General features: G+C 69.6%; 16 protein-coding genes and 1 pseudogene. 8 read left to right on the forward strand and 9 right to left on the reverse strand.

The window, feature by feature from the left end:
• Positions 1-295: 295 nt before the first annotated feature.
• Positions 296-2,578 carry a (Fe-S)-binding protein gene (locus tag ABIE67_RS25315; protein WP_370261532.1) on the reverse strand — a complete coding sequence of 761 codons (2,283 nt, stop codon included), beginning with the start codon at positions 2,576-2,578 and terminating at the stop codon, positions 296-298.
• Positions 2,579-2,820: 242 nt separating this feature from the next.
• On the opposite strand from ABIE67_RS25315, the gene ABIE67_RS25320 reads away from it, so the two are divergent.
• The 5 genes from ABIE67_RS25320 to ABIE67_RS25340 all read left to right on the forward strand — a co-directional run bounded on the left by ABIE67_RS25320 (position 2,821) and on the right by ABIE67_RS25340 (position 8,159).
• Entirely contained in the window at positions 2,821-3,885 is a 1,065-nt protein-coding gene (locus ABIE67_RS25320; RefSeq protein WP_370261537.1) for an MraY family glycosyltransferase, read from the forward strand.
• 94 nt (positions 3,886-3,979) lie between these two features.
• Positions 3,980-5,827, forward strand: a complete 1,848-nt coding sequence (gene dnaK, locus ABIE67_RS25325) for a molecular chaperone DnaK (protein ID WP_370261540.1) — start codon at positions 3,980-3,982, stop codon at positions 5,825-5,827.
• Positions 5,827-6,474 (forward strand): nucleotide exchange factor GrpE, encoded by a 648-nt coding sequence (grpE, locus tag ABIE67_RS25330; RefSeq protein ID WP_370261544.1) that lies wholly within the window; start codon positions 5,827-5,829, stop codon positions 6,472-6,474. The genes dnaK and grpE overlap by 1 nt, the downstream gene beginning before the upstream one ends.
• Before the next feature lie 42 nt (positions 6,475-6,516).
• The gene (gene dnaJ / locus ABIE67_RS25335) at positions 6,517-7,701 is read left to right on the forward strand and encodes a molecular chaperone DnaJ (protein WP_370261546.1); all 1,185 of its coding nucleotides are present in this window, start codon (positions 6,517-6,519) and stop codon (positions 7,699-7,701) included.
• A gap of 5 nt (positions 7,702-7,706) precedes the next feature.
• Positions 7,707-8,159 carry a heat shock protein transcriptional repressor HspR gene (locus ABIE67_RS25340; RefSeq protein ID WP_053199539.1) on the forward strand — a complete coding sequence of 151 codons (453 nt, stop codon included), beginning with the start codon at positions 7,707-7,709 and terminating at the stop codon, positions 8,157-8,159.
• Between the two features lie 71 nt (positions 8,160-8,230).
• On the opposite strand, the gene ABIE67_RS25345 is transcribed toward ABIE67_RS25340, so the two are convergent.
• From ABIE67_RS25345 to ABIE67_RS25355, 3 genes are all read right to left on the reverse strand, one after another.
• On the reverse strand, positions 8,231-10,267 hold the full coding sequence (locus ABIE67_RS25345) for a fibronectin type III domain-containing protein (protein ID WP_370261553.1): 2,037 nt from the start codon (positions 10,265-10,267) through the stop codon (positions 8,231-8,233).
• A 98-nt stretch (positions 10,268-10,365) separates the two neighbouring features.
• Positions 10,366-10,878: a hypothetical protein gene (locus ABIE67_RS25350; protein ID WP_370261555.1), complete on the reverse strand. Its 513-nt coding sequence runs from the start codon at positions 10,876-10,878 to the stop codon at positions 10,366-10,368.
• Positions 10,879-10,901: 23 nt separating this feature from the next.
• Complete coding sequence (locus tag ABIE67_RS25355) at positions 10,902-12,620, reverse strand: PA14 domain-containing protein (protein ID WP_370261557.1); 1,719 nt, start codon at positions 12,618-12,620, stop codon at positions 10,902-10,904.
• A gap of 294 nt (positions 12,621-12,914) precedes the next feature.
• On the opposite strand from ABIE67_RS25355, the gene ABIE67_RS25360 reads away from it, so the two are divergent.
• On the forward strand, positions 12,915-14,048 hold the full coding sequence (locus ABIE67_RS25360) for a sugar ABC transporter substrate-binding protein (protein WP_370261562.1): 1,134 nt from the start codon (positions 12,915-12,917) through the stop codon (positions 14,046-14,048).
• Positions 14,049-14,302: 254 nt separating this feature from the next.
• Here the strand turns inward: ABIE67_RS25360 and ABIE67_RS25365 are convergent, their stop codons facing one another.
• Genes ABIE67_RS25365 through ABIE67_RS25375 form a run of 3 tightly spaced genes read right to left on the reverse strand, consistent with a single transcriptional unit; the run spans position 14,303 to position 17,620 of the window.
• Complete coding sequence (locus tag ABIE67_RS25365; protein WP_370261565.1) at positions 14,303-15,145, reverse strand: transglutaminase N-terminal domain-containing protein; 843 nt, start codon at positions 15,143-15,145, stop codon at positions 14,303-14,305.
• Between the two features lies 1 nt (position 15,146).
• Positions 15,147-16,079: an alpha-E domain-containing protein gene (locus ABIE67_RS25370; protein WP_370261567.1), complete on the reverse strand. Its 933-nt coding sequence runs from the start codon at positions 16,077-16,079 to the stop codon at positions 15,147-15,149.
• The gene (locus ABIE67_RS25375; protein WP_370261569.1) at positions 16,076-17,620 is read right to left on the reverse strand and encodes a circularly permuted type 2 ATP-grasp protein; all 1,545 of its coding nucleotides are present in this window, start codon (positions 17,618-17,620) and stop codon (positions 16,076-16,078) included. Before ABIE67_RS25375 ends, ABIE67_RS25370 begins: the two co-directional genes overlap by 4 nt.
• 407 nt (positions 17,621-18,027) lie before the next feature.
• Between ABIE67_RS25375 and ABIE67_RS25380 the strand changes: the two genes are divergently transcribed.
• Entirely contained in the window at positions 18,028-19,104 is a 1,077-nt protein-coding gene (locus ABIE67_RS25380; protein ID WP_370261571.1) for a LuxR C-terminal-related transcriptional regulator, read from the forward strand.
• On the opposite strand, the pseudogene ABIE67_RS25385 reads toward ABIE67_RS25380, so the two are convergent.
• Positions 19,058-19,696, reverse strand: a pseudogene (locus ABIE67_RS25385) (hypothetical protein). The gene ABIE67_RS25380 and the pseudogene ABIE67_RS25385 overlap by 47 nt on opposite strands.
• Positions 19,693-20,730, reverse strand: a complete 1,038-nt coding sequence (locus ABIE67_RS25390; RefSeq protein WP_370261573.1) for a helix-turn-helix transcriptional regulator — start codon at positions 20,728-20,730, stop codon at positions 19,693-19,695. The pseudogene ABIE67_RS25385 and the gene ABIE67_RS25390 overlap by 4 nt, the downstream one beginning before the upstream one ends.
• 304 nt (positions 20,731-21,034) lie before the next feature.
• On the opposite strand from ABIE67_RS25390, the gene ABIE67_RS25395 reads away from it, so the two are divergent.
• Positions 21,035-21,370: a hypothetical protein gene (locus tag ABIE67_RS25395; protein ID WP_369272452.1), complete on the forward strand. Its 336-nt coding sequence runs from the start codon at positions 21,035-21,037 to the stop codon at positions 21,368-21,370.
• Positions 21,371-21,401 lie beyond the last annotated feature (31 nt).

The following is a 21,401-nucleotide window of genomic DNA, read 5'->3' on the forward strand; positions in this document are numbered from 1 at the left end:
GGTTCTTGCCGTATGGCGCCCGCGGTGGGCGGGGGAACGGCCCCTTGGGGGGAGGGCCCATGCGTTCTGCGCTCGTGTGGATCGTACGGCTGTGCGTGCTGGTGGGGTGATCGTGAGGGCCGTCGCGTGCCGGTGGCTACTCGTGCCATTCTCCTCCGGCGCGTTGACGAGGGCGCCGTGACGGGGGTCCGCGCACTCCTGACGTACGCCCGACGAACGAGCCCGTCGTACGCCCCCGACACACGACGACGCCCCCTGCCCGAGGAGGGCAGGGGGCGTCGGACGGCCGTAGCGGCTACTTCACGGGCTCGGGCTCCGGCTCGCTCTCCGTCGCCGCGGTGTCCTCGGGGTCTACCGGGGTCTTGACCGAGTCCAGCAGCAGCTGGGCGACGTCGACGACCTGGATGGACTCCTTGGCCTTGCCCTCGTTCTTCTTGCCGTTGACCGAGTCGGTCAGCATGACGAGGCAGAACGGGCAGGCAGTCGAGACGATGTCCGGGTTGACCGAGAGGGCCTCGTCCACGCGCTCGTTGTTGATGCGCTTGCCGATCCGCTCCTCCATCCACATCCGCGCGCCACCGGCGCCACAGCAGAAGCCGCGCTCCTTGTGGCGGTGCATCTCCTCGTTGCGGACGCCGGGGACGGCGGCGATGATCTCGCGCGGGGGCGTGTAGATCTTGTTGTGGCGGCCCAGGTAGCAGGGGTCGTGGTAGGTGATGATGCCCTCGACCGGGGTCACCGGGACCAGCTTGCCCTCGTCGACGAGGTGCTGGAGCAGCTGGGTGTGGTGGATGACCTCGTAGTCGCCGCCGATCTGCGGGTACTCGTTGCCGATCGTGTTGAGGCAGTGCGGGCAGGTGGCGACGATCTTCTTCGCCGACTTCGGCTTGCGCGACTCCTCCGTCACCTTGCCGTCGTCGTCCATCTCCTCGCCGAACGCCATGTTCAGAGCCATGACGTTCTCCATGCCGAGCTCCTGGAAGAGGGGCTCGTTGCCGAGGCGGCGGGCGGAGTCACCGGTGCACTTCTCGTCGCCGCCCATGATCGCGAACTTGACGCCCGCGATGTGCAGCAGCTCGGCGAAGGCCTTGGTGGTCTTCTTGGCCCGGTCCTCCAGGGCGCCGGCGCAGCCGACCCAGTACAGGTACTCGACCTCGGTGAGGTCCTCGATGTCCTTGCCGACGACCGGGATCTCGAAGTCGACCTCCTTGAGCCACTCCAGGCGCTGCTTCTTCGCCAGGCCCCAGGGGTTGCCCTTCTTCTCCAGGTTCTTGAGCATCGTGCCCGCCTCGGACGGGAACGCGGACTCGATCATCACCTGGTAGCGGCGCATGTCGACGATGTGGTCGATGTGCTCGATGTCGACCGGGCACTGCTCGACACAGGCGCCGCAGGTGGTGCAGGACCACAGGACGTCCGGGTCGATGACGCCGTTCTCCTCGGCGGTGCCGATGAGGGGACGCTCGGCCTCCGCGAGAGCCGCCGCGGGCACGCCCGCCAGCTGCTCCTCGGACGCCTTCTCCTCGCCCTCCATGCTCTTGCCGCCGCCGGCCAGCAGGTACGGCGCCTTGGCGTGCGCGTGGTCGCGCAGCGACATGATGAGGAGTTTGGGGGAGAGCGGCTTGCCCGTGTTCCAGGCGGGGCACTGCGACTGGCAGCGGCCGCACTCGGTGCAGGTGGAGAAGTCCAGCAGGCCCTTCCAGGAGAACTGCTCGACCTGGGAGACACCGAAGACGTCGTCGTCACCGGGGTCGGTGAAGTCGATCGGCTTGCCGCCGGAGGTCATCGGCAGCAGCGCGCCGAGCGAGGTCTCACCCTTGGCGTTGCGCTTGAACCAGATGTTCGGGAACGCCAGGAAGCGGTGCCAGGCCACACCCATGTCGGTCTTCAGGGCGACCGTGATCATCCAGATGAAGGAGGTCGCGATCTTCAGGCCGGCGAAGAAGTAGGTGAGGTTCTGGAGGGTGGAGAGGTCGAGGCCCTCCAGCGCCGACACGACCGGGTACGAGATGAAGAACGAGGCCTCGTAGCCGTCCACGTGGTGCTGGGCGCCCTCCAGCGCGTGCAGCATGAAGATGCAGACGCCGACGATGAGGATGACGCTCTCGACGAAGTACGCCTGGCCGGTGTTGGACCCCGCGAAACGGGACTTGCGGCCCGCCTTGCCCGGGCGGCTCAGCTGGCGGATCACGATCAGGGTGACGATACCCAGGACCGTCATCGTGCCGAGGAACTCGACGAAGACGTTGTACGGCGCCCACTCGCCGATGATGGGCAGCAGCCAGTCGGCCTGGAACAGCTGGCCGATGGCGTTGACGATCGTCAGCAGCAGCGAGAAGAAGCCCACCGCCACGAACCAGTGCGCGACACCGACGATGCCCCAGCGGTTCATCCGGGTGTGGCCGAGGAACTCCCTGGCCACGGTGACGGTGCGCTGGACGGGCTCGTCGGTACGGGTACCGGCGGGCACGTTCTGGCCGAGCCGCATGAAGGTGTAGATCTGCAGGAGGGCGCGGGCGAACAGGGCCACGCCGACCACGATCAGAACCAGCGACACGATGATCGCGGCGAGTTGCATTTCGGGGCTCCTCGGGCCTGCGAGGGGTGGTTCGAGGGGGTCCTCGACATTACTGACGTCGATACGGGGATCGACATTACTAAGCGGTAACTTATGCAGTCCGTCTGAGACTACCCCCATCCTCCGTCGCACTGTAGCCAGGGGCGGAGTGATGTGAGTCGCTGAGGGTTGCCTTAAGAAGCGATCGAGAAGCGATCGTGTTATTCATCCCAAAATGGTATATACGGCACTAACCTATCCCCGTGCTTTACGGGATCGCCGCCGCCACGACCGCCCTCCTCCTCGCCGCCTTCCTCGCGGCGCTGCTCCGCCTGCCCGCTCTGCGCTTCGGAATCCTCGACCGCCGGCGGCAGCGGCCGCTGCCCCTGCTCGGCGGGGTGGCCGTGGCCCTCGTGACCTGTCTGGTGGCTGCCGCCGGGGAGTGGACGCGGTTCGCGCCGCTGGGCTCGGAGATCGGGCGGCTGCTGATCGCCGCGGGCGCCGTCGCCGTACTCGGGCTGGTCGCCGACGTACGGCGGGTGAAGGCGCGGTTCCTGGCCGGTGGTACGACCGTGGCGGCGGCCTGCGTGGTGCCGTACGGCGATACGGGCTTCCTGCTGGGGCTGCCGGCCATCGGCTGGATCGTCCTCGTCACCATCGGCTTCAAGGCGCTCGACCACGCCGACGCGCTGGTCGGCACCGTCGGGGTCGTCACCGCCTTCGGTGTCGGCCTCTGTGCGGCGGCCGAGGTGATGGATGAACTCGCCGTGCTGCTGAGCGTGCTGGCCGCCGCCCTGACCGGCTTCCTCATGCAGAACTGGCACCCCGCGCGGATCGGGCTCGGGGCGTGCGGGTCGCTGTTCGTCGGGTTCGTGCTGGCGTCGTCGGCCGTGATGACCCGTGCCGGGCACGACCCGGTGTCGAGCGCGGGGGTGCTCTACGCGCTCACCGCCCTCGCCACCGCCGACGTACTCCTCGTGGTGCTCTCCCGTCGGCTGGCCGGACGGCCGCTACTGCGGCGCGGGCCCGACCATCTCGCCCACCGACTGCGCAGGGTCGGCCTCACCCCGCAGGGCGTGACCGTCCTGCTGGGGGTCGCCGCCTTCGTCGCGGTGCTCGTCGGTGTCCTGGTGCACATGGGATGGATGGCGCGGTCCGGCGCGTCGTGGGTGGGGGTGGGTGCCCTCGTCACCGTGTTCGCCATGCTGCACATCAAGCCCTACGGGCCGCGGCGTCAACCCCAATTTCCCGTGGGGGGTGCTGTTCGACCGCCCGCCCAGGTTGCGTCGTCGCAGGTCAGTGGCCGGTTGCGTGTAAGGAACGGATAAGAGTTGAGTGGGGTCGACTCAGCTCTGTTGACCGAGTGGGAGCCGTCGTGCACACTTGAGTCCGTTCCACTCAAGTCAGCTGGAGGAATTCACCATGGCACGTGCGGTCGGCATCGACCTGGGCACGACTAACTCTGTCGTCAGCGTTCTTGAAGGCGGCGAGCCCACCGTCATCACCAACGCCGAGGGCGCCAGGACCACGCCTTCCGTCGTCGCCTTCGCCAAGAACGGTGAGGTGCTCGTCGGCGAGGTGGCCAAGCGTCAGGCGGTCACGAACGTCGACCGGACCATCCGGTCCGTGAAGCGTCACATGGGCACCGACTGGAAGATGGAGCTCGACGGGAAGCCCTTCAACCCGCAGCAGATCTCCGCCTTCATCCTGCAGAAGCTGAAGCGGGACGCCGAGTCGTACCTGGGCGAGAAGGTCACGGACGCGGTCATCACCGTTCCCGCCTACTTCAACGACTCCGAGCGCCAGGCGACGAAGGAAGCCGGCGAGATCGCCGGTCTGAACGTCCTTCGTATCGTCAACGAGCCCACCGCGGCCGCGCTCGCGTACGGCCTCGACAAGGACGACCAGACGATCCTCGTCTTCGACCTCGGTGGCGGCACCTTCGACGTGTCCCTCCTGGAGATCGGCGACGGCGTCGTCGAGGTGAAGGCCACCAACGGTGACAACCACCTCGGTGGTGACGACTGGGACCAGCGCGTCGTCGACTACCTGGTGCAGCAGTTCAAGTCCGGTCACGGCGTGGACCTCGCCAAGGACAAGATGGCCCTGCAGCGTCTGCGTGAGGCTGCCGAGAAGGCCAAGATCGAGCTGTCCTCGTCCACGGAGACCTCGATCAACCTGCCCTACATCACGGCCTCCGCCGAGGGCCCGCTGCACCTGGACGAGAAGCTCACCCGGGCGCAGTTCCAGCAGCTGACCGCGGACCTCCTCGAGCGCTGCAAGACCCCGTTCTTCAACGTCATGAAGGACGCCGGCGTCTCCATCAACGAGATCGACCACGTCGTCCTCGTCGGTGGCTCCACCCGTATGCCCGCCGTGGCCGAGCTCGTCCGCGAGCTGACCGGCGGCAAGGACGCCAACAAGGGCGTCAACCCGGACGAGGTCGTCGCCATCGGTGCCGCCCTGCAGGCCGGTGTCCTCAAGGGTGAGGTCAAGGACGTCCTGCTCCTCGACGTGACCCCGCTGTCCCTCGGTATCGAGACCAAGGGCGGCATCATGACCAAGCTCATCGAGCGCAACACCACGATCCCGACCAAGCGGTCCGAGATCTTCACCACGGCCGAGGACAACCAGCCGTCGGTTCAGATCCAGGTCTACCAGGGCGAGCGCGAGATCGCGGCGTACAACAAGAAGCTCGGGATGTTCGAGCTGACCGGTCTGCCGCCGGCCCCGCGCGGTGTCCCGCAGATCGAGGTTGCCTTCGACATCGACGCCAACGGCATCATGCACGTGACCGCGAAGGACCTCGGCACGGGCAAGGAGCAGAAGATGACCGTCACCGGCGGCTCCTCGCTGCCGAAGGACGAGGTCAACCGGATGCGCGAAGAGGCCGAGAAGTACGCGGAGGAGGACCACGCCCGCCGCGAGGCCGCCGAGTCCCGCAACCAGGGCGAGCAGCTCGTCTACCAGACGGAGAAGTTCCTCAAGGACAACGAGGACAAGGTCCCCGCCGAGGTCAAGACCGAGGTCGAGGCCGCCGTCGAGGAGCTGAAGACCGCGCTCAAGGGCGAGGACACCGCCGAGATCCGCACCGCCACCGAGAAGGTCGCCGCGGTCTCCCAGAAGGTCGGCCAGGCCATGTACGCCGACGCTCAGGGCGCGCAGGCCGCGGGCGGCCCGGAGGGCGCTGCCCCGGGCGGCAAGGCCGCTGACGACGACGTCGTGGACGCCGAGATCGTGGACGACGAGCGCAAGGACGGTGTCGCGTAATGACGGAGGAGACCCCGGGCTTCGAGGAGAAGCCCGACGTCCCCTCCGGCGCGACCCCTGACGACGCCGAGTCGAAGGCCGCCCCTCAGGAGGGGGCGGCCCCGGCCGGGGACGGAGCAGCAGACGCGGGCCTGGTGGCCCAGCTGGACCAGGTGCGGACGGCGCTCGGTGAGCGCACGGCGGACCTCCAGCGGCTCCAGGCCGAGTACCAGAACTACCGCCGCCGCGTCGAGCGTGACCGGATCGCGGTCAAGGAGATCGCCATCGCGAACCTCCTGACCGAGCTCCTGCCCGTGCTCGACGACGTCGGCCGCGCGAGGGAACACGGCGAACTCGTCGGCGGATTCAAGTCCGTCGCGGAGTCCGTCGAGACCGTCGCGGCGAAGATGGGTCTGCAGCAGTTCGGCAAGGAGGGCGAGCCCTTCGACCCGACGATCCACGAAGCGCTCATGCATTCGTACGCGCCGGACGTCACCGAGACGACCTGCGTCGCGATCCTCCAGCCGGGGTATCGCATCGGCGAGCGCACCATCCGCCCCGCGCGGGTGGCCGTCGCCGAGCCCCAGCCGGGCGCGCAGACCGTCAAGGGCGACGAGGCGACCGAGGCGGCCGACGACAAGGAGAGCGGTGGCCCGGACGAGGGCTGACGTTGAATTGACGAGGGACTACGGGAAGGGGGTACGTCGAGGATGAGCACCAAGGACTTCATCGAGAAGGACTTCTACAAGGTCCTCGGCGTCCCCAAGGACGCCACCGAGGCCGAGATCAAGAAGGCGTACCGGAAGCTCGCCCGCGAGTACCACCCGGACGCCAACAAGGGCAACGCCAAGGCGGAGGAGCGCTTCAAGGAGATCTCCGAGGCGAACGACGTCCTCGGCGACCCCAAGAAGCGCAAGGAGTACGACGAGGCGCGGGCGCTCTTCGGCAACGGTGGCTTCCGCCCGGGGCCGGGCGGCGCGGGCGGCGGTTCCTTCAACTTCGACCTGGGCGACCTCTTCGGAGGCGGCGCCCAGGGCGGGCAAGGAGGAGCCGGCGGCTTCGGCGGCGGACTCGGTGACGTCTTCGGGGGCCTGTTCAACCGCGGCGGCACGGGCACGACCCGTACCCAGCCCCGGCGCGGCCAGGACATCGACACCGAGGTCAACCTCAGCTTCACCGAGGCGATCGAGGGTGCGACGGTCCCGCTGCGCATGTCCTCCCAGTCACCCTGCAAGGCCTGTGCCGGCACCGGCGACAAGAACGGCACACCGCGTGTGTGCCCGACCTGCGTCGGCACCGGCCAGGTGGCGCGGGGTTCGGGCGGCGGCTTCTCGCTGACCGACCCCTGCCCGGACTGCAAGGGGCGCGGCCTGATGGCCGAGCACCCCTGCCTGGAGTGCAAGGGCAGCGGCCGCGCGAAGTCGTCCAGGACCATGCAGGTCCGCATCCCCGCCGGGGTGTCGGACGGCCAGCGCATCCGCCTGCGCGGCAAGGGAGCGCCCGGTGAGCGCGGCGGCCCCGCCGGTGACCTGTACGTCACCGTGCATGTCGACGCGCACCCGGTGTTCGGCCGCAAGGAGGACAACCTCACGGTGACCGTCCCCGTGACCTTCACGGAGGCGGCCCTCGGCGGCGAGGTCAGGGTCCCCACCCTGGGCGGCCCGCCGGTCACCCTGAAACTGCCGCCCGGCACGCCCAACGGCCGCACCATGCGGGCGCGGGGCAAGGGCGCGGTCCGCAAGGACGGCACCCGCGGCGACCTTCTGGTCACCGTCGAGGTGAGTGTTCCGAAGGACCTGACGGGGAAGGCTCGTGACGCACTGGAGGCGTATCGCGAGGCGACCGCGGGCGAGGACCCGCGGGCGGAGCTGTTCCAGGCCGCGAAGGGAGCATGAGTCAGATGGACGGTCGTCGACGCAACCCGTATGAACTGACCGAGGAGACCCCGGTCTACGTCATCTCGGTGGCGGCCCAGCTGTCCGGCCTGCACCCGCAGACACTGCGCCAGTACGACCGCCTGGGCCTGGTCTCCCCGGACCGCACCGCCGGCCGGGGCCGGCGCTACTCGGCCCGCGACATCGAACTGCTGCGCACCGTCCAGCAGTTGTCGCAGGACGAGGGCATCAACCTGGCCGGCATCAAGCGCATCATCGAACTGGAGAACCAGGTCGCCGCGCTCCAGTCCCGGGTGGCCGAGCTGACGGCCGCCGTGGAAGGGGCCGCGGCGGCGATGCAGCAGCGCGAGGCGGCGGTACACGCGTCGTACCGCCGGGATCTGGTGCCGTATCAGGAAGTGCAGCAGACCAGCGCGTTGGTGGTGTGGCGGCCCAAGCGGCAGCAGGCGTCCGACTGAAGCACGTCAATCGAGGCCCTGGGCCCGCAGGTCAACCGACTTCGTCGGAACCCGCGGGCCCAGGGCCTTTCTCATGACCCGCTCGGCGGGACGACGACCGGCGCGAGGCCCGAGTACGCCTCCGAACCGTCCGCGGCGACCACCGAGATCACATAGTGGCTGGTCGTGGCGGTCGGCGTGGCCGGGTCGGTGTATCCGCGGGCGTCGGCGGCCAGAGGTACGTCGGTCAGGCGGACGTACTGCTCCGTCGCGCGGTCCCAGCGGTACACGTGGAAGCCGCTCGCCGCGCAGCCGGTACCGCAGGTCCACGTCAGCGCCGCCCGGCCCGCCTCGTCCGCCTCGGCGGACAGGGTCCAGGCGGCGGTGTTCGGGGGCGCGTAACCCGGCGTCAGATAGAACTCGTTGACGCTCACGTTGGCGACCACGTCCGCCGGGTAACCGGCCGTCGTGTACAGCGAGTTGTGCACCTCGTCCATCGCGTCGACGAAGTAGACCCAGTTCTGGTCGTCCGGAACCTGGACGTCGACGTACCGGGTGGTGCCGGGTTCGACGGTGGCGATCAGCTCGTGGGTGAAGGTGTCACGGGCGTCGGTGCCCCGCCAGATCCGGTACGAGGCGACGTCCGAGGCGGTGCTCTCGTCCCACTCGAGGACCGTGCCGTACTCCGTGCTGGTGTGGGTGAGGCCGGTGACGGCGGGCGGCGGGGTGTTGTCGTGGAGGCCGCCGGCGCTCGGCTGGGAGAGTTCCGACTCCTGGCCGTCGGCGCCGACGGAGGCGACCTGGTACCAGTACTCCGTCTCCGGCTCGGCCGAGTGGTCGGTGCAGGCATAGCGCGCGTACGGGTCGCCCGCCGGGGACACGTCGGACGGCTCGCAGACGACCCGCACCGCCTCGGCGTTCTCGGTGAAACGTTCCTTGCGGTAGACGCGGTACTGCGTCGGCGCGTGCTTCGCCACCGTCCAGCGGAGCTCGACGCCGGTCTCGTCGGCGTTCGTGGCCGCGCCGTCCAGGTAGGGCCGCGGCAGCGGGCGCGCGAAGGCCAGGACCTCCGACCGGGCGCTGTTGCCGGCGGTGTCCGTCGCGGTGACCCGGTAGTACGAGGTCGCGCCGAAGGGCGCCTTCTCGTCCGTGACGCCACTGCCGCCGAGGCCCGAGCCGATCTTCACCCACTCGCCGGTGGGGGAGTCGGCGCGGAAGGTCTCGTAGCGCAGCCCGCCCTCCGAGGTGTCGCCCTCCCACCGGACGCTGACGCCGAACAGGTGGTCGTTGGTGGCCGACAGGACCGGCGTTCTGGGCGGCGTCCGGTCGACGGTGGTGACGAGCTGGTCGGTGCTGCCGGCGGACTCGTTGCCCGCCTTGTCCACGGCCCGCACCTCGTAGTAGTACGCGGCACCGGTCGGGGCGAGGGAGTGCGTGAACGAGTTCACGGTCAGTAGCTCACCGCTGACCGGGCGATAGTCGGAGGTGCCCTTGGCCCGCTGATGGACGCGGTAGCCGGCGAGGTCCATCTCCTGGTTCTTCGCCCAGGTCAGCTTCGCCTTTCCGGTGGCCTGGTCGTACGAGACGGAAGCGCCGGTCGGGGCGAGGGGCTTGACCTTGTCGACGGTCGCGGAGGTGCGGGGCGTGTAGCCGAACTTGACCTTGGCGCTGCCGGTCCAGTTGGCGTAGTCGACGCGGAGGGTGTGTTTGCCGGCGGGGATGGTGAGGTTGACGGTCTTGGACACCGTGGTGGAGGTGTTCTTCCACAGGTCGATCTTGCGGCTGCCGTCGACGTAGACGCGGATGCCGTCCAGTCCGGAGGCGGCCAGAGTGAAGGGGCCGCCGGAGCCGAAGTCGCGGGTGACGGTCCAGCGGACGCCGAAGTTGTCCTTCGGCAGGCCCGAGGCCGGGGCGCCGGTGCTCCAGTTCTGGTCGATGGCGCTGTCGCAGTCGGTCTTCTTCGGCGTGCCGGAGAAGGCCGTGTTCGCGAAGAACTGCCGTTTGAAGACCGGCGATGCGCAGGTCACGGCGGCGGAAGCGGGGGCGGCGACGACGGTGAGCAGGCCGCCCGCGGTGGCGAGCACGACGGCGGTCGCGGTGGCCGCGGTCGTGCGTCTGGCTGGGTTCATGCGGTCCTTCAGTCCTGTTCGGCGACGGCGGCGATCAACCGTCGCCGAACAGGACCTACCGGAACGCCGATTGGTTGTACGGCCGTTCCCTCCTCGGGTCAGGGAATCAGCTCACCGATCGCGTCGGTCAGCAGCATCCACATCGACTGCGCCCCCGTGCCGAACGCGGTGGCGAGCGCGTACCCGAGGGCCGCGTCGGTCGCGTCCGGCTTGCCGTCCTCCCGCCACTCGGCCAGGACCCGGCCGTCGCCCTCCGAGGTGAGGTCCCCGAGCCGTCGGCGGTCCCGCACCAGCAGGCTGCCGGACACGGAGTCGGGCACCAGCCGCCACACATGGCCCCCGTGCCGGACGTCGACCCGGAACGAACGCCGGGTCAGCCGCCCCTTGCCCGGGGCCAGGGCGGCCGCCTCGCCGCCGACGGTGAGGGTGAGCAGTCCGGCGTTCCGGGTGCCGACGGGGGTGTGCTCGTCGGCCTTGGTGCCGGCGGCCCGGCCCAGCACGATCCGCGGGACCGCCTCGCCCTCGACGGTGACCTCGCCCCGCTCGCTGTCCAGACGGACGGCGAGCGGGCCGAACAGGCTGTCCTCGACGAGGGTTTCGGCGACGGTCATGCGGGAGCTCCCAGCGGGGTGGATCAGTTGGCCGGTGCGGTGACCGCCCAGTCTCCGGCAGGGAGCGACTCGGTGCCGTCCGCCGCCACGGCGGTCACCCAGTAATAGGACGTGGTGCCACGCTCGGTTCCCGTGTCGAAGTATTCGGGGGTCCCGGTGCCGACGTCCGCGATCTTCTCGTAGGCGGAGCTGTCCTGGTCCCAGCGGTAGAGGCGGTAGCCGCCCGCGGCCTCGGCGGCGTCCTCGCCGAGCCCGTACCAGGTCAGCCGGTTGCCCTCGGCGCCCTCGGCCGGTGTCGCCTCAAGCGTCAGCGGCGAGCCCTCGGGCGTCGCGACGCCCGGCGTCATGTCGAGCTCGGTCGCGACCACCACCTGGGCCTCGCCGGTCCACTGGAAGGAGGAGTTCCCGGCCTCGTCGATGGCGTCGACGATGAAGCAGCTCTCCTCGCCGTCGGGGAGGACGGCGTAGTCGTACGAGGTGGTGTCGGCCGACACGTAGTAGCCGGGGTACAGGGAGCAGACCTTCTCCTCCTCGTCCCCGAGGAGTTCGCCCCGGCGGATCGCGTAGCTCCTCAGGTCGGTGGCCGGGTTGGCGTCCCAGCGCACCCGGAAGCCGTACTCGGTCGGCGTGACGGTCACCCCGGTGACGGCGGGCGGCGGCGTGACGTCCCGGCGCTTGCCGCTGACGGCGGCGGAGCGGGCGGACTCGTTGCCGGCGGAGTCGAGCGAGCTCACCCGGTAGTAGTAGGTGGTGCCCTCCACGGCCGAGGTGTCCACGGAGGAGACCTGAGTGGTGCTGCCCACCCGGGAATAGGTGCCGCTCGCGCTGGACGCCCGGTACACCCGGTACGACGCCGCCCCTTCGACCGCGCTCCACGCGACCCGCAGCCCCTCCTCCTCGGAGTCGGTGCTCAGCCCGGTCGGCACGGCGGGCGCGGTGCGGTCGACGGTGGTGACGAGCTGGTCCGCCGTACCGGCCGACTCGTTGCCCGCCTTGTCGTAGGCGCGGACCTCGTAGTAGTAGGCCGCGCCGGTCACCGGAAGGGTGGTGTCGGTGTGGGTGGTGGAGGCGGTCGTCACCAGCGGGGCGCTGCCGTACGCAGCCCCCTTGAGGCGGCGGTAGACGCGGTAGCCGGAGAGATCCATCTCCTGGTTCTTCGCCCAGGTCAGCTTCGCCCGGCCGGTGGCCTGGTCGTACGAGACCGAGGTCCCGGTCGGCGTGAGCGGCCTGACCTGGTCGACGGTCGCCGAAGTACGCGGCGCGTAGGCGAACTTGACGTTCGCCGTCCCGGTCCACTTGGCGAAGTCGACGCGGAGGGTGTGCTTGCCGGCGGGGACGGTGACGTTGACGGTCTTGGACACCGTGGCGGACACGTTCTTCCACAGGTCGACCTTGCGGCTGCCGTCGAGGTAGACCCGGATGCCGTCCTGGGCGGAGGCTGCGAAGGAGAAGGGTCCCCCGGAGCCGAAGTCGCGGGTCACCGTCCAGCGGACGGAGAAGTTGTCCTTCGGCAGGCCGGACGCCGGGGCGCTCGTGCCCCAGCTCTGATCGATGGCGCTGTCGCAGTCGGTCTTCTGCGCGGTGCCGGAAAAGGACGTGTTCGCGAAGAACTGCCGCTTGAAGACGGGCGAGGCGCAGGTCACGGCGGCGGACGCGGAGGGGGCCGTAGTGAGCAGGGTGCCCGCGGTGGCGAGCACGACCGTGGTGGCGGCTGCGGCGGTCGTGCGTCTGGCTGGGTTCATTCGATCCTCTGGTCGAGTACGGGACAGCCTGACGGAGCTGTCGTGATCACGACTCGCGAGGAATGACGTTGGTTGTGCAGATCTCAACCAGTTCCTTGATCGATTTTTAGTGGAGGGGGTGTAACGGGTGTTTGGAGGCGTTCCGTCATGTCTTCACATGCACAGCGGAGCGTGGCGTTGCGCACTCGTTAAGTGGTACGGCTTGACGCTGGGGGTTGTTGGCGCGTTGTCTTTTCAGACATCTGGGCGCAATGGCGCGCCCGTGTCCCGAAGGCACCAGAAGTGAGCTCCTGTATGCGTCCCTTGCGCCCCCTGCGCCGTACCGCCACAGTCGTGGCCGCCGCGTCCACGATGACCCTCGCGCTGAGCGCGTGCGGGGCGCTGGGCGTGACGGGAGGCAGCAGCGAGGCGAGTCCGACCAAGGGCGACGACATCACCGTGGGCCTGCTGCTGCCGGAGACGGCGAACACGCGCTACGACAAGTTCGACTACCCCATCATCAGGAGCAAGGTCCAGGAGCTCACCGACAAGCAGGGCCAGGTCGTCTACCTGAACGCCGAAGCGGACGCCGCCAAGCAGGCGAAGCAGCTGCAGAAGATGATCGACGACCAGGTCGACGTGATCCTGCTGGACGCCGTCGACGCGCACGCCATCGCCGACGGTGTGCAGAAGGCCAAGGATGCCGGGATCCCGGTCATCGCCTACGACCGCCTGGCCGAGGGGCCGATCGACGCGTACGTCTCCTTCGACAACGAACTGGTCGGCGAGGTCCAGGCCCGCACGCTGCTGGATGCCATGGGCGGCTCCGACGTCGACTCGTCCGACAAGATCGTGATGATGAACGGCTCGCCCACCGACCCGAACGCCGGCCAGTTCAAGGCGGGCGCCCTCTCCGAGCTCAAGGGCACGGTGGGCATCGCCAAGTCCTACGACACCAAGGACTGGAAGCCGGAGAACGCCCAGGCCAACATGGCCCAGGCGATCAAGGACGTCGGCGTGAACAACATCAAGGGCGTCTACGCCGCCAACGACGGCATGGCCGGCGGCATCATCAAGGCCCTGGAGGCCGCGGGCGTCACCACCCTGCCCCCGATCACCGGGCAGGACGCCGAACTGGACGCGGTCCAGCGGATCGTGGCCGGCGACCAGTTCATGAGCGTGTACAAGTCGTACCCGCAGGAGGCCGAGAGCGCCGCGGAGATGGCCGTGGCCAAGGTCCAGGGCCACGACATCCAGTTCGACTCCCTCACCCAGGACCAGGTCGACAGCCCGACCGACAAGGGCATCCCGGCCCTGCTGGTCCCCGTGGTCGCGCTGACGCAGAAGAACATCAAGGAGACCGTCGTCGCCGACGGGATCTACGAGCTGTCGGAGATCTGCACGGGGCAGTACAAGGCGGAGTGCGCGGCCATCGGTCTGAAGTCATAAAGCCAAGATCAAGAACTGGTCTAGGATCACGCCCGATCATCTTCGCGGCGACAAGACGTACGCCCCCGCCGTCCTGGCCGGCTACTACCCGGGCTTCGAGGCGGCCGGCAGCTACGACTACGACCCCTCGAACGTCACCCTCAACGACCTGGCCACCGGCAAGCGGATCTGGTCCTCCGCCGACGCCGAGATCCCGAGGGGCGACGGAGGAGAGAGGGCCGGGGGCAATCCCCGGCCCTCTCTCCTTTCGGCCCTCACGCCACCCGCGTGAACTCCACCGTCACCTCAGGCGGCCCGCCGGGCACGCCACGGTAGATGCCCTTGTGCGGGGTGACGTCGTCGTAGTCGCGGCCGCGGCCGACGACGACATGGGACTCGTCTGCCCGGGTGCGGTTGGTGGGGTCGTAGCCGCACCAGTCGCCGGCCCAGTACTCGATCCAGGCATGGCTCTGCCCGGCCACCGGACGGTGCAGCTCCGCCTCCCGCTCGGGGTGGAGGTAACCGGAGACGTACCTGGTCGGCAGGCCCAGTGCCCGCAGCAGCGCGATCGTCAGATGGGCGATGTCCTGGCAGACGCCCGCGCCCTGCTCCCAGGCCTCGACGGCGGAGGTGTTCACCCCCGTGGCGCCGGGGATGAACGACACCCGGTCGGCGACCAGCGTCGACACCGCGATCGCCGTCTCGTGCGGATCGAGGCCGGCGGCCGCTTCCCGCGCCTGCTCGACGAGCCGGTCGGGGACGGTCGTACGGGAGGTCGGGCCCGCGAACTCCAGCAGACGGGAGGACGCCACCTCCTCGGCCAGTTCCCGCCACGTCGGCGCCTCGGGGAACGGGCCCGGCGGGTAGGTCTCCACCAGGCTGGAGGCCGTGATGGTGAGGTCGGCGTGCGGGTCCATCAGGTCGAAGCCGGTGACCTGGGTGCCCCAGTAGTCCCAATACGCCCAAGTGGTGGCCGCCGGGCTGATGGTGACCCGGGCGTCCAGCGTGGTCTGGGCGGGCAGTGTCAGCGGGGTCATGCGGACCTCGTTGTGGGAGGACGCGGCGGGCTGGGCGTACGAGACGCGGGTGACGTGCTTGATGCGGAGTCGGCGAGTCATCTCACGCTCCTTCCTGGGCCCACTCGACGGGCCCCTGGTACGGGAAGAACCGGTCGGCCACGGCGTCCATCGAGGCCATGCAGGACTGCTGCAAGTCCCGCAGCAGCACTGGCAGTTGCTCTTCCAAGGCGTGCGTGTCCAGGTATTCGAGCCGGGTGCGCATCCGGCCGATCGGGCGGCGCGCCGGGTCCTGGCGTGGGCGGCCGAGCGCGGTGAGGCACTCCTCCGCCGTGGTCAGCGCGTGCAGCGCCGAGCGCGGGAAGTCGCGGTCCAGGAGCAGGAACTCGGCCACGCGCGGGGTGTCGCCGAAGCCGCCGTACACGCGCGCGTACGCCTCGTCGGCACCGGACGCGCTCAGCAGGGTCGGCCAGTCGGGCGCGTGGGCGGCGTCCAGCACGCGGACCGACAGCAGCCGTACGGTCATGTCCACCCGCTCGAGGCTGCGGCCCAGGACGACGAAGCGCCAGCTGTCGTCGCGGCTCATCGTGGAGTCGGCGAGTCCGAAGAACAGCGCCGCTCGTCTGCGGACCAGTTCCAGATACGCGTACGGGCCCGTCCGCCGGGCCGCGAGCCGCTGGTCCGCGAGCGCGTGCCAGGTGGAGTTGAGGCACTCCCACATCTCCGACGACACCGCTTCCCGGGCACTGCGGGCATTCAGCCGGGCGGCGCCCAGCGCGCCCTCGATCGACCCGGTCGAGCGGGCGTCGAAGGCCAACTGGTCGAGGACCTGCTGCATGTCGACGGGCGCACCGCCGGCGTCCATCCCGAGGATCGCGTACAGCGACCGGCAGGCCACATCCGCGTCGCGCCAGGGGTCCTCCAGCATGCGGTGCAGGTAGGCGTCGAGAATGCGGCCCGTGGCGTCGGCCCGCTCGACGTACCGTCCGGTCCAGGTCAGGGCCTCGGCTATCCGGGAGAGGATCACATCGTTCACTGCTGCTGCGCCCCTTCCTGTACGACGGCGGGGGTGCCGTCGGGTCCCAGCTGACGGGGAGCGACGTCCAGGGGATCACCGGCGCCCAGCGGCGCGGGGGAGTCCGTCGGCCCTTCGGCCAGTACCCAGGTGTCCTTGGAGCCGCCGCCCTGGCTGGAGTTGACGATCAGGTTGCCCTCCTGGAGGGCGACCCGGGTGAGGCCGCCGGGCAGCACCCAGACATCGTTGCCGTCGTTGACGGCGAACGGCCGCAGATCGATGTGGCGCGGCGCCATGCGCTCGCCCGCGAGGGTCGGGGAGGTGGACAGGGCGACGGGCCGCTGGGCGATGAAGCCGCGCGGATCGGCGACGACTGCTTTGCGAGTGCGTTCGAGCGTGTCACGGTCGGCCTTCGGCCCGATGACGATGCCCTGGCCGCCGGCGCCGTCGACGGGCTTGATGACGAGCTGCTCGATCTGGTCGAGGACGGCGTCCAACTGGCCGGGCTCGTCGGGTCGGTAGGACTCGACGTTGGGCAGGATCGGTTCCTCGCCGAGGTAGTACCGGATGAGGTCGGGGACGTACGTGTAGAGAAGCTTGTCGTCGGCTATGCCGTTCCCCACGGCGTTCGCGAGTGTGACGGTGCCCGCCATGGCCGCGCTCATGATGCCCGGACAGCCGATCACCGAGTCGGGGCGGAAGTGGAGGGGGTCGAGGAAGTCGTCGTCCAGCCGCCGGTATACGACGTGGACGGGCACCTCGCCGCGCGTCGTGCGCATCCACACCCGGTTGTTGCGGCAGACGAGGTCGTACCCCTCGACGAGCTGGACACCCATCAGCCGGGCCAGCAGGGCGTGTTCGAAGTAGGCGGCGTTGCTGGGCCCGGGGGTGAGCACGACGACGCGCGGATCGTCGGTCCCGTCGGGCGCGGCCGCGCGCAGGGCGGCGAGCAGCTTCTGCGCGTACCCGTCGACCGGCACGACGTGCTGCTCGGCGAAGAGGGAGGGAAAGATCCGCGTCATGGCCCGGCGGTTCTCGATGACGTACGAGACGCCACTGGGGACGCGCACATTGTCCTCCAGCACCCGGAAGTCCCCGGCCTCGTCCCGCACGAGGTCGATGCCGGCGACGTGGATCCGCACCCCGCCCGGCGGCTCGGCCCCATGGGCCGCTCTGTGGAAGTGCGGAGAGTTGAGCAGCAGCCGCCAGGGCACGACGCCGTCCTCGAAGGCGCGGGCGTGCCCGTAGGCGTCGGCGAGGTAGGCCTCCAGGGCTCTGACCCGCTGGCTCACCCCGCGTTGTATGAGATCCCACTCCAGGGCGTCCAGGATCCTCGGCACCAGATCCAGCGGCCACGGCCGCTCCTCGCCCGCGAAGGCGTAGGTCACACCCCTGTCGGTGAACGCCCGGGCCATCTGGTCGGCCCGGAAGCGCAGTTCACTCGGCTCGATCGGCTGAAGCGCCGCCAGCACCGGCTCATAGGCGGTTCTGACCTCACCCGGCCGCTCAAACATCTCGTCCCACGCGTCGGCCAACGCGTACGCGTCAAATATGTCCGCCATGGCCTGACGTTAAGGGCGGTCTGTAACGCGGTGATCTCTGGGGGATTTCCGGGATGTGCACGCGGAAGGGCGGCGTCCGGGTAGCGGGGCGGGCTTTGCTGCGCACATGGCAAAGACCGGTACGACACCATCAGCTTGTTGCAACTCGACGGACGGAGGCCCGGAAATAGCGGGAGGTACCGGTGGTTTGCGGCGTCCGTCCCGGCGCGAGCCGTGTTGCGGAGCACGGCCCGTCCGCGCATAGTTGCGCTGCGGAAGCGCGAGCGAACCGTAGGCCCGAAGAGCTGAGCATCGTGGGCCCCTCGACCAGGGCCACTCCTGTCCGGGTGTCCCGGCCGGGGTGCCGACACCGGGCTCCGGAGGTGAGCGGGGCCGGCGAGAGAGGCAAGAACCGGGGGTGGAGGGCGATGGCCGGGCACGGGGCGGAGGAGCATCCCCACGGTGCCGACCGACTGTGCGAGGCCGGGGATCGCGTGTATTCCCGGGCCGTACGACGCGGTCGGGTGCCGCGCCGGGACGCGGAGCCGGTGCCCTGCCTGCTGGAGCTGGCGCTGCTGCACCCCGACCCCGACGACATGGACTGGCTGGTGCCGACCTCCCCGCAGGAGGTCATGACGCGGCTGCTGCGCGGTGTGTACGACGAGGTCAGCGCGAGCCAGCGGCGGATGGGCTCGGCGGTGGCGGCGTTCGAGTGGTACGCCGGGCTGGGTCCCGTGCCGGCCCAGACGTCCGGCCCGGAGGGCACGGCGATCCGGGTCCTGGACGGTGACTCACGCATCCAGGGCGCGCTCGACGAGGCGACCCAGGCGTGCACCACGGAGGTGCTGACCGTGCAGCCCGGCGGCATCCGTCCCGAGCACGAGCTGACGGAGGGGCTGCACCGGGCGCTGGCGCTGCGCGGCCGGGGCGTGCGGATGCGCGACCTGTACACCCATGTGGCCCGACATGGGCAGGGCCTGCTCAACTACCTTGAGCTGATGGGCGATTCGGTCGAGGCCCGCACGCTGGACGAGGTGATCGACCGGCTGATCCTCTTCGACCGCAAGGTGGCGTTCATCCCGGCGAACGCGGACCGCACGATGGCGTTGGAGCTGCGGCATCCGGGCCTGGTGCACTACTTGGTGACGGTGTTCGAACGGCTGTGGCGCCTGGCGATCCCCCTGACGGCACCGCTGCCGGACACGGGAATCGAGGGCATCTCTCACCGCGAACAGTCCATCGCCGCGCTGCTCGCCGAGGGGCACCAGGACGCGGTGATCGCGGAGCGGCTGGGGATAAGCGTCCGTACCTGCCGGGCGCACATCGCGCGGCTGTCGGAGACGCTGGGGGCGGCGAGCCGTACGCAGCTGGGGGTGCGGATCGCTCAGGTGGGGCTGGAGGGCCCGCGTTCCCCGTCGTCGTCACCGCCTCCGGCCGAGGCCACCGGGTCGGCCGTGATCAGGATTCCCGGTGCGGCCGGTCAAGAATCCCGGACTGCCCGATGAGGTAGCCGAGTTGCGCGCGGCTCTCGCTGCCCGGCGTCGCAGCGAGCTTGGCGATGTGGACCCGCACGGTGCGGACGTTCATGCCGAGGCGGTCGGCCATGGACGCGTCGGTGTGGCCCTCGATGAGGAGGCCGGCGATGGCGCGTCGGCGCGGCGTGACGCCGTTCAGGGTGGGCTGCTGGACGGCCTGGGGGTACATGCCGGGACGCTCCGACCATGGCCTCGGTGATGGCCCGGTTGATCCGCTCGGTGCCGCTGAGCACCGTGATCGCCGGGCTGTCCGAGGGCGCCGTGCGCCGTCCGTCGATCCGCATGAGTGGCTCGAACGCGTCGGCCGGCAGTTGTTCACGTCGCCGTTCCTTCCGGTGCGGTCCCCGGAGGCCCGGAGCAGCCGGTGGAGTACGACAGTGGGGGCGCCGGGTTCCAGCCAGTGGAGGTCCTCGATCGAGGACTGGAGGAGGCCGAGGTCGACCAGGCAGGGGGCGGGCGCGGCGTCCTCGGCGCGCAGGCGCCCGTCCATCAAGGGCTGTCGGTACAGCTTCAGGCCCGGCTCGCACAGTTCCACGTCCTCGTGGGGGTGCGCCTCGGTCATGAGTGGCCGTCTCCCCCCAACATCGCGGGGTCCTCGTCCAGCAGCCCGGACTGCGCTATGAGGAAGCCGAGCTGCGCGCGGCTGCCGCTGCCCAGGGCGGTCGCGAGCTTGGCTATATGGGCGCGGCACGTGCGGACGTTCATGCCGAGGCGGCGCGCGATCGCCTCGTCGACGTGCCCCTCGATGAGCAGCCGGGCGATCGAGCGCTGGACCCCGGTGATGCCGTCGCGGGTGGGCTCGTACGGGGTCTCCTCGCGCAGGGGGGTCGCCCGGCTCCACAGGTTCTCGAACACCTTGATCAGGTACTTGACCAGCCCCGGATGCCGCAGTTCGAGGGCGACCTGCTGATCGTCGTGGGCCGGTACGAAGGCCACCGTCTCGTCGCAGATGATGAGGCGCCCTATGAGCTCCTCCAGCGTGCGGATCTCGACCTTGCCGCGCGACATGACGTCCACGTAGGCCATGGTCCCCAGGCTGTGCCGCACGGTGTGCTGGTAGAGCGTGCGCATGCGCACGCCCCGCTCCATCAGCGGACGGTCCCGTTCCAGGGCCTGCTTGAGGATGTGCTCGCTGCGCCCGCCCCCCGGCTGCACGGTCAGGACCTCGTGGCGGCACTCGGCCGTCGCGAGGTTGAGCGCCGCGTTGATCCGGGCGGAGCCTTCGAGCACCGTGATGGCGTGGGTGGGCGCGGGTGCCAGTGCGCTGAGCGCCATGAATGGCTCGAAGGATTCGGTCAGTTCGATGGACATCCGCCGGCGGTCCAGAATCTCGCGTTCCAGCGGATGGAGCCGCTGGGCGAGCACGACGGAGGGCGGAACCGGCCGCAGCCAGTTCTCGTCGTCAGGGTCCGGGTGCAGCAGCGCGAAGTCGAGCAGACAGGGGGCTGCGGCGATCTCCGCCCGCGCGATGCGGCCAGTACTCAACGCGGTCGCATAAAGCTGCGTCCCTTCCTCACAGAGATCTGTGATCGCGTGGGGATGTGTCGCTTTTGGATGATTATTAGGCAAATCTCCACCCCCCAGGGTCCTGAACATGCAGGAACATGATGCATCGCCCCTGTGGCATTGACGTGTCTGAATGAGCCATCGTCGTCGTGGCACGGGGGAAGGGAACTCGTTGAGTGAGGACGAAGCCGACTATGTTCAAGAGAATGCTTCGATCGGCGCTTGCCGTTGCCTTCTCTGCGGCCGTGGTCTTCGGTGCCGGGGTGGGAACGGTGGAAGCGGCCACCAGTACCCAGCAGGACACCGGCTGGGGGGCCGCTGAGCCGAAGGGAGTCGTTCAGTCGGACGACACCGGCTGGGGCTCCGCGCCTGCAGGATCGACTGGTACGACCTCATGACCACCCCACCCGACGACCGTTCCTTCCGCAGGGAAATGGCCACCGCGTACCGCTCCGGCTGGCACTTCATCGACCTGGTCACCGCGATCCCCCACTCCGGTGACTCACTGATGGTGACCGTCTTCGGCGAGCCGGTCGTCGTCACCCGGGACGAGGACGAGGACGTGCGGGCATACCGGTGTCTGCGGCGGCCTCGGGGGGCGCCGCAGCCCGTGCGGTGTGCCATCCGGTACGGAATGATCTTCGTCAACCTCGATCAGCGCGACCACCGGCTGGTGGAACCAGAGGCTCCGGCCCCAAGGACTATCTCAGCCACCCCCCGCAGTGCCTGACGCGATTCCCCCGTCGTAACAGATCGCTCAG

This window comes from Streptomyces sp. V4I8, assembly GCF_041261225.1.
Taxonomy (GTDB): Bacteria; Actinomycetota; Actinomycetes; order Streptomycetales; family Streptomycetaceae; genus Streptomyces.